General features: G+C 73.5%; 13 protein-coding genes. 6 read left to right on the plus strand and 7 right to left on the minus strand.

Annotated elements, in window-relative coordinates:
• Positions 1–88 precede the first annotated feature (88 nt).
• The 4 genes from A3CO_RS0117635 to A3CO_RS40100 all read left to right on the plus strand — a co-directional run bounded on the left by A3CO_RS0117635 (position 89) and on the right by A3CO_RS40100 (position 5,914).
• Positions 89–1,540, plus strand: coding sequence for an NAD-dependent succinate-semialdehyde dehydrogenase (locus tag A3CO_RS0117635; protein WP_018333560.1), 1,452 nt, complete (start codon positions 89–91; stop codon positions 1,538–1,540).
• 69 nt (positions 1,541–1,609) lie between these two features.
• On the plus strand, positions 1,610–3,076 hold the full coding sequence (locus A3CO_RS0117640) for an NAD-dependent succinate-semialdehyde dehydrogenase (protein WP_018333561.1): 1,467 nt from the start codon (positions 1,610–1,612) through the stop codon (positions 3,074–3,076).
• A gap of 90 nt (positions 3,077–3,166) precedes the next feature.
• Positions 3,167–3,895 (plus strand): TSUP family transporter, encoded by a 729-nt coding sequence (locus A3CO_RS0117645; protein ID WP_018333562.1) that lies wholly within the window; start codon positions 3,167–3,169, stop codon positions 3,893–3,895.
• A 60-nt stretch (positions 3,896–3,955) separates the two neighbouring features.
• A complete protein-coding gene (locus A3CO_RS40100; RefSeq protein WP_084682035.1) occupies positions 3,956–5,914 on the plus strand; it encodes an HNH endonuclease signature motif containing protein in 1,959 nt (652 codons plus the stop codon).
• Here A3CO_RS40100 and A3CO_RS32940 read toward each other — a convergent pair.
• Genes A3CO_RS32940 through A3CO_RS0117680 form a run of 6 tightly spaced genes read right to left on the minus strand, consistent with a single transcriptional unit; the run spans position 5,887 to position 12,107 of the window.
• The gene (locus tag A3CO_RS32940; RefSeq protein WP_018333563.1) at positions 5,887–7,488 is read right to left on the minus strand and encodes a PH domain-containing protein; all 1,602 of its coding nucleotides are present in this window, start codon (positions 7,486–7,488) and stop codon (positions 5,887–5,889) included. The two genes, A3CO_RS40100 and A3CO_RS32940, sit on opposite strands and share 28 nt — an antisense overlap.
• Positions 7,485–7,979, minus strand: a complete 495-nt coding sequence (locus A3CO_RS0117660; RefSeq protein ID WP_245561521.1) for a PH domain-containing protein — start codon at positions 7,977–7,979, stop codon at positions 7,485–7,487. The genes A3CO_RS32940 and A3CO_RS0117660 overlap by 4 nt, the downstream gene beginning before the upstream one ends.
• Before the next feature lie 27 nt (positions 7,980–8,006).
• On the minus strand, positions 8,007–9,662 hold the full coding sequence (locus A3CO_RS0117665) for a glutamate--tRNA ligase (protein WP_018333565.1): 1,656 nt from the start codon (positions 9,660–9,662) through the stop codon (positions 8,007–8,009).
• 9 nt (positions 9,663–9,671) lie between these two features.
• Positions 9,672–10,856: an SPFH domain-containing protein gene (locus A3CO_RS0117670; protein ID WP_018333566.1), complete on the minus strand. Its 1,185-nt coding sequence runs from the start codon at positions 10,854–10,856 to the stop codon at positions 9,672–9,674.
• A gap of 2 nt (positions 10,857–10,858) precedes the next feature.
• Positions 10,859–11,290 (minus strand): NfeD family protein, encoded by a 432-nt coding sequence (locus A3CO_RS0117675; protein ID WP_018333567.1) that lies wholly within the window; start codon positions 11,288–11,290, stop codon positions 10,859–10,861.
• A 25-nt stretch (positions 11,291–11,315) separates the two neighbouring features.
• Positions 11,316–12,107 carry a DUF3097 family protein gene (locus tag A3CO_RS0117680; RefSeq protein WP_033414636.1) on the minus strand — a complete coding sequence of 264 codons (792 nt, stop codon included), beginning with the start codon at positions 12,105–12,107 and terminating at the stop codon, positions 11,316–11,318.
• 211 nt (positions 12,108–12,318) lie between these two features.
• Between A3CO_RS0117680 and A3CO_RS0117685 the strand changes: the two genes are divergently transcribed.
• Positions 12,319–13,110: a hypothetical protein gene (locus tag A3CO_RS0117685; protein WP_084682037.1), complete on the plus strand. Its 792-nt coding sequence runs from the start codon at positions 12,319–12,321 to the stop codon at positions 13,108–13,110.
• Positions 13,111–13,179: 69 nt separating this feature from the next.
• On the opposite strand, the gene A3CO_RS0117690 is transcribed toward A3CO_RS0117685, so the two are convergent.
• On the minus strand, positions 13,180–14,250 hold the full coding sequence (locus A3CO_RS0117690; RefSeq protein ID WP_018333570.1) for a ferrochelatase: 1,071 nt from the start codon (positions 14,248–14,250) through the stop codon (positions 13,180–13,182).
• Between the two features lie 146 nt (positions 14,251–14,396).
• On the opposite strand from A3CO_RS0117690, the gene A3CO_RS0117695 reads away from it, so the two are divergent.
• The gene (locus A3CO_RS0117695) at positions 14,397–15,098 is read left to right on the plus strand and encodes a M50 family metallopeptidase (protein WP_018333571.1); all 702 of its coding nucleotides are present in this window, start codon (positions 14,397–14,399) and stop codon (positions 15,096–15,098) included.
• The last annotated feature ends 36 nt before the right edge of the window (positions 15,099–15,134 follow it).

Raw genomic sequence — 15,134 nt, forward strand, 5'->3', positions numbered from 1 at the left:
GGGACCCGGCGGGAGACGCGCCCCCGCTGGCGGTTGTGGCCTCCCTCCCCGGGGCACTGCTGACCCGAGGACGAGTGCAGGAGGCGCCGTGCAGGACAACGAGAAGGCCATCGTCGAAGCGGTCGGGACGGGGTTGCGGATCGGGGGGAAGTCCCAGGACACCGGCCGGACGTTCCCGGTCGAGGACCCGTCGACCGGCGACACGATCGCCCACGTCGCCGACGCCGGGCCCGACGAGGGGCGCGCCGCCCTGGACGCGGCCGTCGCGGCCGCCGACGAGTGGGCGGCCACCCCGCCGCGGCAGCGTTCGGAGATCCTGCGACGCGCCTTCGAGATCCTCGTCGAACGCCGCGACGAGCTCGCCGTGCTCATGACGCTGGAGATGGGCAAGTCGGTCACCGAGTCGGCGGCCGAGGTGACCTACGCGGCCGAGTTCTTCCGCTGGTTCTCCGAGGAGGCCGTGCGGATCTCCGGCGACTTCGCGACCGACCCCTCCGGCAAGCGCATGATCGTCATGCGTCGCCCGGTCGGCCCGTGCCTGCTCATCACCCCCTGGAACATGCCGCTGTCGATGGGCACCCGCAAGATCGGTCCGGCCATCGCCGCGGGCTGCACGATGGTGGTCAAGCCCGCCGACCTCACGCCGCTGACGATGCTCTACCTCGCCGACGTGCTGGCCGAGGCGGGCCTGCCCGCGGGCGTGCTCAACGTCGTCACGACGACGGACCCCGGCGGCGTCGTCGAGCCGCTGCTGCGCGACCCCCGGCTGCGCAAGCTCTCCTTCACCGGCTCCACCGCCGTCGGGCGCACGCTCCTCGCCCAGGCCGCCGACACCGTGCTGCGGACCTCGATGGAGCTCGGCGGGAACGCGCCGTTCATCGTCTGCGCGGACGCCGACGTCGACAAGGCCGTCGACGGCGCGATGGTCGCGAAGATGCGGATCATCGGCGAGGCCTGCGTGGCGGCCAACCGCTTCTACGTCCACGCCGACGTGGCCGAGGAGTTCACCGCGAAGATGACCGAGCGGATGGGTGCACAGACGGTCGGGCGCGGGACGGAGGAGGGCGTCCAGGTCGGGCCGCTGATCTCGGGCGTGCAGCGCGACAAGGTCGCCGGGCTGGTGTCCGAGGCCGTGTCCGACGGTGCGACGGTGCGGCTCGGCGGCGAGGTCCCGGACGGTGAGGGCTACTACTACCCGCCCACGGTGCTCGCCGACGTCCCGCCGTCGACGCGGCTGGCGCACGAGGAGATCTTCGGCCCGGTCGCGCCCATCTTCACGTTCACCGACGAGGACGAGGCGATCCGGCTCGCGAACGACACCGAGTACGGCCTCGTCGCCTTCCTCTACACCCAGGACCTGCGGCGGGCCTTCGAGCTCTCCGAGCGGCTCGACGCCGGGATGGTCGGGCTCAACCAGGGCATGGTGTCCAACCCCGCCGCGCCCTTCGGCGGCGTGAAGCAGTCCGGCCTCGGCCGGGAGGGCGGTCGCGTCGGGATCGACGAGTACCTGGAGACGAAGTACCTCGCCGTCACGCTGTGAGTAGCGGGGCGACGCTACGGGCACCTGTGCCTGACCGAACGAGCACGAACGAGGAGATGAGCGCTTCAGATGAGCGACGCCGACCGTGAGCGACGGGTCATCGAGGACGTTCCGAAGAAGCTGCTGATCGGCGGCCGTGAGCGGGACGCCGCCGAGGGGAAGACCTTCCCCGTCGAGGACCCCTCCACCGGCGAGATCCTCTGCGAGGTCGCCGACGCCTCCCCCGAGGACGGCATGGCGGCGCTCGACGCCGCCGCGGACAAGCAGGCCGAGTGGGCGGCGACCGCCCCCCGCGAGCGGGGCGAGATCCTGCGCCGCGCCTTCGAGATGATCACCGAGCAGGCCGACGACATCGCCATGCTCATGACCCTCGAGATGGGCAAGCCGCTCGCCGAGTCCAAGGCCGAGATCAGCTACGCCGCCGAGTTCTTCCGCTGGTTCTCCGAGGAGACGGTGCGGATCCAGGGCGAGTGGAAGGTCAACGCCACCGGCGCCGGCCGCGTGCTGGTGATGCGCCAGCCGATCGGCCCGTGCCTGCTGATCACGCCGTGGAACTTCCCGCTGGCCATGGGCACCCGCAAGATCGGCCCGGCGATCGCGGCGGGCTGCACCATGGTGATCAAGCCGGCCTCGCTCACCCCGCTGACCATCCTCAAGCTGGCCGACATCCTCGCGAAGGCGGGCCTGCCCGAGGGCGTGCTCAACGTCGTGACCACCAAGTCCACCGGCAAGGTGATGGGGCCGCTGATCGAGGACGGCCGCATCCGGAAGCTGTCGTTCACCGGGTCCACCGAGGTCGGGCAGAAGCTCATCGAGCAGTCGGCGAAGCAGGTGCTCAAGACCTCGATGGAGCTCGGCGGCAACGCGCCGTTCGTGGTCTGCGCGGACGCCGACGTCGACGCGGCGGTCGAGGGCGCGATGCTCGCGAAGATGCGCAACATCGGTGAGGCGTGCACCGCGGCCAACCGGTTCTACGTGCACGCCGACGTGGCCGAGGAGTTCACGAAGAAGCTGGTCGACCGCATGGGGTCGATGACGATCGGCCGCGGCACCGACGAGGGCGTCGAGGTCGGCCCGCTCGTCGAGGCCGACCAGCGCGACAAGGTCGCCGAGCTCGTCGACGACGCCGTCCAGAAGGGCGCGAAGATCCGCACCGGTGGGGAGATCCCCAACGGCGCCGGCTACTTCTACCCGCCGACCGTGCTCGCCGACGTGCCGACCTCCGCGCGCCTGGTCAAGGAGGAGATCTTCGGCCCGGTGGCCCCGATCTTCACCTTCACCGACGACGACGAGGCCATCCGCGCCGCCAACGACACCGAGTTCGGCCTGGTCAGCTACCTCTACACCCGCGACCTGCAGCGGGCGATCCGGCTCTCCGAGCGCCTCGAGGCCGGCATGGTCGGCCTCAACCAGGGCATGGTGTCCAACGCCGGCGCCCCCTTCGGCGGCGTGAAGCAGTCCGGCCTCGGCCGCGAGGGCGGCGACGTCGGGATCGACGAGTACCTGGAGATCAAGTACGTCGCGATGAACGTCTAGTCGGCTGCGCCTCGTGAGCAGGACGTGGGCCGGCAGCCCCACGTCCTGCTCACGAGGGCATCGCCCGCACGCAGTGCCAGGATGCGGGGCATGAGCCCCGTCGTCGTGGCCCTCCTCGTGGGGGTGCCGGTGATGGCGGGCGCGACCCTGCAGCGCACCACCGGCCTCGGGCTCGCCCTGGTGGGCGCGCCCTTCCTCGTCGCCGTGCTGGGCCCGCGCGACGGGGTGTCGTTCGGCAACGCGCTGCAGAGCGTCCTGTGCACGCTCGTGCTGGTGCAGACCTGGCGGGACGCGCGCTGGTCGGCGGTGGGGCTGCTGCTGCTCGGGGCGGCGGTCGGCGTCCCGACGGGTGCGCTCGTCGCGACGACGCTCCCCGAGGCTCCGCTGCTCGTGGTGGTCGGGGTGCTCGCGCTGCTCGGGGTGGCGCTGTCGGTCGTGCCGGCGGCCGGAGCGGCGCTGCGCGGGCCGGTGGGGGCGGTCGGCTCCGGGGTGGCGGCCGGGTTCGTCAACGCCACGGCCGGGGTGGGCGGGCCCCTGATCTCCGCCTACGGCGCGTCGCAGCGGATCGAGCCGCGGGTGTTCGTGCCGACCGCCCAGGCCGTGCTGCTCGCCGTCAACCTCACGGCGCTCCTGGTCAAGGGGATGCCGGACCTCGCGACGACCACCTGGGTGGCGGGCCTCGTCGCGATCACGGCCGGGGTGCTGCTCGGCGGCCCGGTGCAGCGTCGTCTCGACCCGGTGGTGGGGCGGCGGCTCATGCTCGCGGTCGCCGCGGTCGGGGCGGCGGCCACCGTGGTGCGGGGCCTGCTCACCTGGTGAGCGATCGGCCCCGACCTGCGCCGACCGTGACTGTCGGGGGTTCGTACTAGTGTTCGAACCATGACGACGGCGGTGGACCCGGAGCGCGGGCACGACGAGGCTGCGCCGCGTCCGCACGTCGGTCCGGAGGGGTTGCCGGGACAGTGGGTCGACGCCGGCCTGAGCGTGCAGTTCGCGCTGTCGAACGTCGCGGCCTGGCAGCTGTGCCGCTGGGTGCTGGAGTGCTCACGCGCGAAGGCCGGGACCGCGGAGCGGGTGGCCTCCCGGCCGCGGGCGGGGAAGGCCGTGGCGGCGTCGTTGGGCTGGTCGGAGAGTTATGGGGCGTCACGGATCGAGTTCGCCCGCCAGGTCCTCGAGCGGCTCCCGCGTCTCGGTGCCGCGATGCAGGCCGGGGTGTTGGAGGAGCGCAAGGCTTCCTCGGTCGTGGACCTGGTCGCCGATCTCGACGATGCCCAGGCCCGTGCGGTGGTCGAGGAGGTCCTCGAGCAGGCACCATCGCTGGGCTACACCGAGCTGCGTCGGCTCGTGGGTCGGGTGGCCATGGCGGTCGACCCCGGGTGGGCCGAGCGGCGTCGTGCGGCCGCGGTGGCTCGGCGGCGGGTCGCCCTGCGCTCGGCGCCCTCGGGTGCGGCCGAACTGTGCGGGCTCGATCTGCCCGAGGACCCGGCCCAGGACGCCCATGACCGGATCGTCGCCCTGGCCCACGCGGTCCTGCGCCGCCTCACGCGGGCCGGGATCACCTCGGTGTCGGTGGGGACCGCGGAGTCCGAGGTGATGCTGACCCTGACCGGCCCGGCCGGAGCTGGGATGTACGACCTCGACGTCGTCAAGTACGTCACCACGCTCCTCGGCGGCCCCGCGTCCGAGCCCGACGACGGCCTCGGCCCTGATGACGGCCCCGACGACGTGCCTGACGACGATCCCGGCCCTGATGACGGCCCCGGCCTCGACGGGTCGGACGACGTTCCCGACGAGGGCTCTGACGAGGGCCCTGACAGGGGCCGACCCGGCCGCGGTGCCACGTCGGAGCCGGGTGCGGCACCGGCCGGCGGACCCGTCGCCCGAAACGCCGACCGTCGGCGTGCAGCGGTGGCGTTCCGTCCGCGCACGGTGGTGCGCCTCGAGTTGCGTGCGGTCATCGGATGCGACCACTCCCCCGGGGAGTCGCCCGGCCGCGGTCCGCTGACCCATCCTGCCGCCCTGGCGATGGCCTGGGCCCGCACCCACGGCCGCTGGCGCATCCGGCTCTACGACGAGCACGGCGAGTTGGAGCACGTCCTGTCGATCCGGCCTCCCCGTGGCGGCCCGCCTCCCGTCGGCGGGCGTCGTCGAGCGCAGGTCGTCGAGCTGACCGCCCACACGCATGAGCTCGACGCCCTCGCCACCGCGTACACCGTCGACCGCGTCCGTGCCGGTGTCGTCCCCGATCCCGGTGCCGACGCCCTCGACCTGCTGCGCCGCGCCCGTCGCGCGCTCGACCACGAACGCGGTCGGCCGCCTCGGGAGCACCCTGCCCTCACGCGCGCCGAAGCCTCCCACCGGTTCCCCTCGACCCGGCTGCGCGACTGGGTGCAGAGCCGGGACCACACCTGCCGTGCTCCCGGTTGCGCCGTCGACGCCCTGGGCACCGACCTCGACCACACCGTGCCGGTCACCGCCGGCGGACGGACCGCTGCTGACGACCTCGGCGCCCTGTGCCGCCGTGACCACCTGCTCAAGGGCGATCCCGACAGCGGCTGGACCCTCCGACAACCCCGACCCGGGCACTTCGAGTGGACCTCGCCCACCGGTCGCGTCCACACCGTCCTGCCCCATCGCTACCGCCCGATGCCCTCGCCCGTCGCCCGGACCGGATCCCGGGGACGCCTCCGCGACCACGGTTCGATGACACCGCCGCGCCCCGGTGCACCCCGCCCCAACCGGCACGGCCAGATCACCGACGCCGCCACCGACACGGCCTGGCACCTCGTCACCCGCGCCGACCGCACCGGCTACGCCACCGCCGACCCGCCCTTCTGAGCCACCGACGAGCGTTCCGGAGCCGCTGCCGTCCTCGCGTCGTCCAGGTACGGCGTGAACTGCTCGCCCAACGTCTCCGCGGCGAGGGCCATCGCCTGCTCGACGCCGAGGTCGTACACGCCGTAGGCCCCGTCGCCGGCCGCCGTCGTGAACCACAGGGTCACCAGGCCGGCACGGCGCTGGAACGGGGTGCGGGTGAGCGTCCAGGTCAGGATCCCGTCGCGGCGCAGCGCGACCGTGCGCCGCCCGGGCACCCCGTGCCGCGTCACGACGTAGCGCCCGACGACCCCGTGGCCGAGGTTGCGGTAGGCGAGCCGTCCCAGCCCGACGCCGGCCCCGAGACCGAGGACGGCCAGCACCGCGGCCGTGAACCACAGCCCGTCGGCCCCGGCGAGCGCCAGGGCCGCCGTCACGACCGCCGGCACCAGGCAGACCGCCGAGGCCCGCCGCACCCGTCGCGTCCGCGCCGTGCGAGGGTGCGCGAGCAGATCGACCTGGGTGGTGGGCGCCGCCGGCTCCTGCAGGACCTCGGCCACGACCCGGTCCACCACCGCCGCCGGTGCGACCGGCAGCAGCGCCCGCGGGTCGGAGCGCTGCCGTTTCCCGTGCGAGAGCCCGGTGGCCACGGCGTCCACACGGGCCGCGCCGACGAGGCGTGCCACCGCCGACTCGACCACGGTCACGCCGCGCAGCCGGTCCTCCTCGAGGGTCGTCGAGCGGCGTGTGAAGAGACCGCGTCGCACGTGCAGTGCCCCGGTGCGCGACTCGCGGGTCAACCGGTAGCCCCACCAGGACTCCACGAAGACCGCCAGCGACGCGACCGTCCCCGCGACCGCCACCACCACCAGCCCGACGACGAGCGAGATCACCGCCCCGAGCGCCAGCGCCAGGGCCGCGGTGTCGTCGAGCACCGTCTGCTGCAGCCCGAGCCAGTCCGAACCCTGCAGCAGCGACCCGAACGCGGCCACCCCCAGCGCCGGGGTGACCGCCGACAACGGCGCGAACCGGATCCACCCGGGGTCGAGGACGGCGAGGGTCGCGTCCCGCGGAATGGGGGCCTCCGGCGCGTTCCCGACAGGAGTTCCCGACAGCACGCCGACACGGGTTCGCTCCAGCAGGTCGTGCCGCAGCGCCTCCGCCTCCGGTCGGCGCAGGGCGCGCAGCTCGAGGGGCCGACCGGTGGTCGACGCGTGCTGCCCGGTCCCGATCCGCACCGTCGCAAGGCCGAGCACCCGCAGGACCGGGTCGGCGGACACCTCCACGGTCCGCACGCGGTCCCGCGTCAGTCCCTGCCGCGCCCGCACGAGGACCCCGGTGTGCAGCTCCACCCGCTCCGGGCCGACGCGGAACCGGGTCCGCGCGAGCCGGACGTACTCGACGATCGTGGCCGCGACGACGAGCAGGACGACGCCGGTGCCGACCAGCCCCACCGTGAACGGGAACGTGTCCCGCCCGCGTTGCCCGAGCAGGACCGGCACCCCGGCGGCCAGGCACCCACCGAGGGCGAGGACCGCCGCGGCCAGGACCGTCCGCGGGTCCAGCCGACGCCACCCGTCGTCGGGACCGGTGGTCACGTGGCGTCCCCCGGCACCGCCTGCGTGGCGCGGGTGAGGGCGCCGGCGATCTCTGCCGCACGTTCGTGGTCGAGACCCGCGATCCGCACGGCGCCCTTCGACGAGGCCGTCGTGACGACGAGGGTGGCCAGTCCGAGCGCCTGCTGCAGCGGGCCGCGTGTGGTGTCGACCGTCTGGATCCGCGACAGCGGCGCCGCCCGCCACTCCTGCCAGACGAACCCGGACCGGGTGTAGACGGCGTCGTCGGTGAGCTCCCAGCGGTGGATCCGGTACCAGTACGCCGGGAACAGCAGCGCCACCAGCAGCCCGACGGCGACCACCACCCCCGCCGCCGGCAGGAACCACGCTGCCGAGGGGAAGAGCAGCCCGAGCCCCGTCAGCCCGGCGGCGAGCAGCACGGGCCACACGAGGCCGTGCACCCGCCACCACAGCCGCGCACGCGGGTCGAGGGACTCGCGCGGCGGTCGGAGCGGGATCGCCGATCCGGACACGGGCCCACCCTGGGGCAGCACCGGATCTCAGGCCACCGCGCGGATCCGGCGCACCACCTCGTCGGCTCCGAGCACCCGCGTCACCTCGTAGAGGTCGGGGCTGCGCTGCGCGCCGGTGACCAGCACCCGGATCACGTTGGCGGCATCGCGCAGCATCCCCGGGTAGGCGTCGGGGTCCTTCTTGTACGTCTTCGGGTTCGGCGCGAACCCGTGCCGTTCGGCGAGGTCGCGGATCTGCTGGAACCAGGTCGGCTGGTCGCCCTCGTGGACGTAGCGCGCCGCCAGGTCCTCCGCCAGCCGCGACACCAGCGACGGGTCGAGGCCGCCGAAGCGCTCGTCGGCCGGGTCGGTGACGTCGGTGAACAGCGCCGGGAAGAAGAACCCGTAGGCGGTGCGGAAGTCCGACCAGCAGGCGAGGTCCTTGCGGGGGTTGTCGACCCCGACGCGCTCGACGTCGATCGCGGCCAGGGCCAGCTTCTCGTTCTCCTCGAGCACCTCGACCAGCGCCGAGTCGTACTCGTCGGCCCAACCGCGGACCCCGGCGAGGACGTCGGCGGCCGGCAGCGTCGCGATGTGGTCGGCGCAGATGTCCGCGAGCTTGACCATGTCGACCAGCGGGCCGGCCGACTGGAACCGGTCGAGCTGCAGCGGGGTCGCCAGCGCCTCGGCCAGCGGGACCTCGGCGAGCGGCGAGTTCGCGAGGCCGCGCAGGTAGTAGAGCACCGCCTCGGTCGGGTAGCCGGCCTGCAGGTAGAAGTCGACCGACGCCTCGTCGTCCTTGCGCTTCGACAGCTTCCGGCGCGAGCTGCCCTCCTGCTTCATCAGCGGCGCGAGGTGGGCGTACTCGACCTGCGGGAAACCGAGCGCGGTGAACAGCTGCAGGTGCGTGGGCACCGACGACAGCCACTCGTCGCCGCGGACCACCAGCGACGTCCGCATCAGGTGGTCGTCGACGACGTGGGCGAAGTGGTAGGTGGGCAGGCGTGGCTCGGTCGCCGAGGTCTTGAGGATGACGACGTCGTTGTGGTTGTCCTCGGCCTCGACGCGCCCGCGCAGCCGGTCGGTGAACGCGACCCGCTCCCCCACCTTGCCCTCGGACCGGAACCGCACCACGTACGGATCCCCCGCCTCCAGACGGCGGGTGACCTCGCCCTCGTCGGCGTCGCGCCACGGCGCCCACCGGCCGTAGTAGCCGGTCGGCAGCTTGAGCTTCCGCTGCGCGTCGGAGATCTCGGCGAGCTCCTCCTTCGTCGCGAAGTCCGGGTAGGCGAGCCCCCGACGCATGAGCTCGCGCACGAAGCTGAGGTAGATCTCCGAGCGCTGCGACTGCCGGTACGGGCCGTAGGGCCCGTCGTCGGGAACGCCGGAGAGCGGCCCCTCGTCGGGCCGCAGCCCGAAGGCGTCGAACGCCCGCGCGAACTGGACGTCGGCGCCCGCGACCTCCCGGGCCTGGTCGGTGTCCTCGATGCGCAGGAAGTACGTGCCGCCGGTCGAGTGGGCGAGGTCGCGCGACACCATCGCGGTGTAGATGCCGCCGATGTGGACGAACCCCGTCGGGCTCGGGCCGAACCGGGTGACGAACGCGCCGTCGGGCACCTCGCGCGGCGGGTACCGCCGCTCCCACTCCTCGGTCTCGGGCAGGTCGGCCGGGAAGAGGGAGTCGACGGTCGCGCGATCCAGCATGTCCCCAGGCTAGTGGTCGGCCGGGGACGGTCCCCCGTTCGACCCGGGGTCGCCCACCGGGGTCGAGCTCCGCTCCGCTGCGTCTCCCGTGACCCCCTGCGTCGCGATCGCCTCGGCCTTCGCGACGGCGGCCGCGATCTCGGGATCGGTCCGCGTGTCGAACCAGTCGGCGACGTCCTCGTCGTGGTCGCCGGCCCGCTTCGCCACCGTCTCGTCGTCGACCGGCGAGGGCTGGAACCGGAACACGCCGTCCTCGCCGGGCGCCCCGAGCATGCGGGTGAAGCCCTCGAGCGCCTTGCCGAAGTCGCTCGGCACCACCCACATCTTGTTCGCGTCGCCCTGCGCCATCTGCGGCAGCGTCTGCAGGTACTGGTAGGCCAGCAGCTCCGGCGTCGGCTTGCCCGCCTTGATCGCCGCGAAGACCTTCTCGATCGCCTTGGCCTGGCCCTGGGCCTGATAGAACCGCGCCGCCCGCTCGCCCTGCGCGCGCAGCATGCGCGACTGCCGGTCGGCCTCCGCCTCGAGGATCGCCGCCTGCTTCGCGCCCTCGGCGTTGAGGATGGCGGCCTGCTTGTTGCCCTGCGCCTCGGCCACCGACGCCTCGCGGTGCCCCTCGGCGGTGAGGATCATGGCGCGCTTCTCCCGGTCCGCGCGCATCTGCTTCTCCATGGAGTCCTGGATCGACGGCGGCGGGTCGATCGCCTTGAGCTCCACGCGGACCACGCGCAGCCCCCACGGGCCGGTCGCGTCGTCCAGGGCACGGCGCAGGCCGTTGTTGATCGTCTCCCGCGAGGTCAGGGCCTCCTCGAGGCTCATTCCGCCGACCACGTCGCGCAGCGTCGTCGTCGTCAGCTGCTGGACACCGTTGATGTAGTCGTTGATCTCGTAGACGGCGTTGCGGGGCTCGGTGACCTGGTAGTAGACGACCGTGTCGATCGACACCGTCAGGTTGTCCTGGGTGATCACCGGCTGTGGCGGGAACGAGACGACCTGCTCCCACAGCGCCACCCGCTCGCGGATGCGGTCGATGAACGGGACCAGGAACGTGAGCCCCGGTTCGGCGGTGCGCTGGTAGCGGCCGAGGCGCTCGACGACGGCGGCCTCGGCCTGACGGACGACGGTCACGCTCTTGGCGACCGTGGTGATCACGAGGATCACCACGAGCACCAGGAACACGAGCAGGACGGTTCCCATCCCTAGCTCCTTCCGTGCGGGGTGACGACGGCCGTCGCCCCGGAGATCTCGACGACGACGACCGCGGTCCCGGCCGCGAGCTCGTCGTCGTGCAGGGCGCGGGCCGACCACAGGGAGCCGCGCAGGCGCACCGTGCCGCCCCGGGCGCCGATCGGCTCCACCACCTCGGCTTCCGCGCCGAGCAGAGCGCGCGTCCCGGTGTTCACCGGGTCCTGCACCCGGAGCCGACGGTTCACCTGCGGCCGCACGAGCAGCACCAGCAGAGCCGCGAGCACCGCGAACACCGCGACGTCCGGGCCGAGGGGGACGCCGAGCGCCGATGCACCGGCCGCCCCGAGGGCGGCGGCGCCGAGCATGACCAGCACGAGGTCGCCGGAGAGCACTTCGGCGACGACGAGTAGGACCCCCGCGATCGCCCAGATGAGCGGGATCACACGTCCAGTGTGCCCCCGGAAACCCCTACGTGGTGACGAAGTCGATCAGCTGTTCCATCGCCGTGATCAGCGGGGTCTGCAGGTCGTTCCAGTCCGACACCGCGCCGAGCACCCGGCGGGCCCCGTCGCGCTCGTCGCCCCAGCCCAGGACGTCGCAGACGCCCTTCTTCCACTCGATGCCGCGCGGGATCGTCGGCCACTCCCGGATACCGACGACCGAGGGCTTCACGGCCTCCCAGATGTCGATGTAGGGGTGACCGAGGATCTGCACGTACTGCGCGGCCGGCCCGAGATCGCGACGCAGCCCCTCGGCGATGCGGGACTCCTTGGAGCCGGTCACGAGGTGGTCGACGAGCACGCCCAGCTTGCGCTGCGGTCCCGGCCCGAACTCCCGCGCGGCCTCCACCAGCACGTCGGCCCCGTGCAGCGGCTCGACCACGACGCCCTCGACCCGCAGGTCGTGGCCCCACACCCGCTCCACGATCGCGGCGTCGTGCAGCCCCTCGACCCAGATGCGGTGCGGCAGCGCCACCTTCGCCCGGCGGTCGTCGCCCCGCACCGACCCCGACGCCGAGCGCTGCTGCTCCGGGGACTGCCGCGGCCGCGGCGGGGTGAGCGTCGCCAGCCGGCCCTCGTAGAGGAACGACGCGGGCTTCATCGGGAACAGCCGGCGCCGACCCTCGCGGTCCTCGAGGACGACCTCCCGCACGTCGGCGCGGATCACCGCCCCGCAGAAGCTCCCGGTGGCGTCCTCGACGACGAGTCCGGGCTCCGCCTCGACGGTGAGGATCTCGACCTTGGGCTTGTGGCTCGCCATGCCGGGCAGGCCGCCCGTCCGGCCCCGTCCCGACGACGGGCCACCCGCCCGGGGTCCCATCGGGGCCCGGCCGGCACCGCCCGTCGTCCGGAACGCGTTGTCGCCGCCCGACCCGTTCATGCCTCGACCCTGGGTCCTCGCCACGGACGGTGACGGTAGTTGTCCGAGCGCGGGAGCGCGGCCACCGACACGCCTGCTTACCCTGGTCGGCATGCCTGCTGCGAGCGCATCCCTGGCGGTGTGGAGCGCGGCCTGGATCGCCGGCGCCGCCGCGGCGGACGACGTCCTCGACGCCCTGGCCCCGTGGTCGGAGGCGCACGACGTGGTGGCGGCCGACGTCGGGGTCGCCGTGTCGACGGACCTGCCGACGCCCGACCACGCCGGGGACGGCCTCGGGACGCTGCTCGTGCTGCTGCGGCAGCGATGCGGCCCGCTGGGCCTCGACGCGCGGGTCGTGCTCCCGGCGCCCGGTGACGTACGCGGACTGCCCGGCCCCGACGCCCTGCGCGCCGCGGCGCTGACGGTCGGCGAGTGCGCGGTCTTCGCCGGCGCGGGGCTCGCCGTCGTGCCGTCCGTGGTGGCCGACGGGGTGCTGCGCTGGACGGTCCACGAGGTCGACGCGGTCCCCCCGCAGGCCCATCCGTCGCTGGCCGATGCCGAGGCCGATCTGCGCTCGGGTGTCCGGGACGCGGCGTCGACGCTGGCCGAGATGGACGTCGCCCGCCCCCGCGCCGGGGTGCGCGAGGAGATCGCGGCGCGGCTGCGCGGCCGGCCGCACGCGTCGTGGCCGACCGGCACGCCCGGGCGGCCGCTGCGGGTGCTCCAGCACGCCGACGAGGTGGAGGCGATCCTCGTGGCGGCCTCGGGGGACGACCCGGGCGGCGCGCTGACTTCCGGCGCGGCCCTCGCGCGCACCGACGCGTTGCGTCCGCTCGCGACGGCCGTCCGGGCCGCGCGGGTGGCCGCCGTGGCCGAGACCGTCCGGGTGCTCAGCGCGGCCTGACAGTCGCCGCATGGCTGACGAACGGGTCGTTCGTGGCTCCTATCGGCACGAACGACCCGTTCGTCAGGTTCAGGAGGCGGCCGGCCGGCGGCGGGCGGGTGGCTCGCAGCAGCCCGGGGCGCACAGGGCGCCGTTGCAGCCGACGCCTGCACGCGGGACCGACCCCAGGGCGCGCGGCGCGGTGTCGCCGACCTGCTCGGTGATCAGCTCCACGACCATCGTCACGAAGCGCGGGTCCGACCCGGCGCTCGCCGCGCGCACGAAGCCCATGCCGATCTCCTCGGCGTGCTCGGAGGCCTCGTTGTCGAGGTCCCACACCACCTCGAGGTGGTCGGACACGAAGCCCACCGGGCTGACGACGACCGCGGGCACGCCCTTCTCGTGCAGCGTGTCGAGGTGGTCGACGATGTCCGGCTCGAGCCACGGGATCTGCGGCGGGCCGGAGCGGGACTGCCAGACCAGGTCGTGGTCCTCGGCGCCGACCGCGTCCGCGACGAGCTGGGCGGCCTCGGCCATCTGCCGGGAGTAGCGGTGGCCGCCCTCGTCGGGCGGGCCCGCCGTCTCGTCGGCCGAGACCGGGATCGAGTGGGCGGTGAAGACGAGCCGTGCCTCGTGCCCGGCGTCGAGCTTCTCCCGGGCGGCCCGCACGCCGTCGGCGACCGCGCCGACGAACAGTGGGTGGTCGTAGAAGTGGCGCAGCTTCGTCAGGTCCGGGGCGCTCCCGGTGCGCTCGATCGCCGCCTCGCGGGCCCGCGCGATGTCCTCGTGGTACTGCCGGCAGGCCGAGTACCCGCCGTACGCGCTGGTCGCGAACACGAGGGCGTTGCGGATCCCGTCCTGTGCCATCTCGGTGACGGTGTCCTCGGCGAACGGGTGCCAGTTCCGGTTGCCGAAGTAGACCGGCAGGTCGAGGCCCGCCTCGGCGAGCTCCCGGCGCAGCGCCGCGACCAGCTCCCGGTTCAGGGCGTTGATCGGGCTGACCCCGCCGAAGTGCTGGTAGTGCTCCTCGACCGCGTCGAGCCGCTCGGGCGGGACACCGCGTCCGCGCGTCACGTTCTCCAGGAACGGACGGACCTCGTCGGGGGCCTCGGGGCCACCGAAGGACAGGACGAGAACGGCGTCGTACGGGGTGGTGCTCACACCCTCATCGTTCCCGCTCCGGCCGGTCCTGCCACCTGTGACGCACACCCGCCCGATCGGCCTATCTCCACGAACGGGTGAGTCGCCCTATCTTCTGCTCACGCACGGCGAGGGGGGCTCGCCGGACGGGTCGCCGGGGGGCGTTCGTGGACGAGCTGATCGACGTGTCGATCGTGGGGCAGCCGGTGGTCTACGGAGCTGCCTTCATCGCACTGCTGCTGGTGGTGTTCACGCGGGACTGGGCGGGTTCCTGGGTGACCGTCGTCCACGAGGGTGGCCACATGGTGATGTCGGTCCTGACCTTCCGCGGCTTCTCCTCGTGGTCGATGGACGACGGGGACAACGCAGGCACCATGGTGGGCGGCAGGTCCGCTGGAGTCGGCTATGCCATCACGGTGGTGGCCGGGTATCTCAGCGCGCCACTCGTCGGCCTCGGTCTGGCGGCCGTCCTCGCCTCCGGGAACCCCTGGGGCGTCCTGGCGATCAGCCTCCTCGTTCTCGTCCTCGCCTTCCTGTACGCGAAGGGTGGGCTCGCGAACGTCGTCACCGCGGTTCTGGCGATCGGTGTGGTCTACGCCCTCTGGCGGGGGTCGACGACGGTGCAGGTCGCTCTCGCGGCGGGAGCGGTCTGGGTGCTGCTGCTCGGAGGAGTGCGGGCGGCCTGGGTCATGAGCCTCGCCGACGGGACGGACGCAGCCCGGCTCATGCGCGTCACGTTGGTCCCGCGGTCGGTCTGGAAGCTGTTCTGGATCAGCGTCTCCGTCGTGTGCCTCTACGCCGGTGGGCGGCTGTTGCTCGTCGGGGACGCGTGGCCGGACGGGGTGTGGCCGTTCGACGAGCGCGCCTGACCATGATCACGTCGAGGGGACGCCCATGGCTGTCCG

It is taken from the genome of Actinomycetospora chiangmaiensis DSM 45062 (assembly GCF_000379625.1).
GTDB classification, from domain to species: domain Bacteria; phylum Actinomycetota; class Actinomycetes; order Mycobacteriales; family Pseudonocardiaceae; genus Actinomycetospora; species Actinomycetospora chiangmaiensis.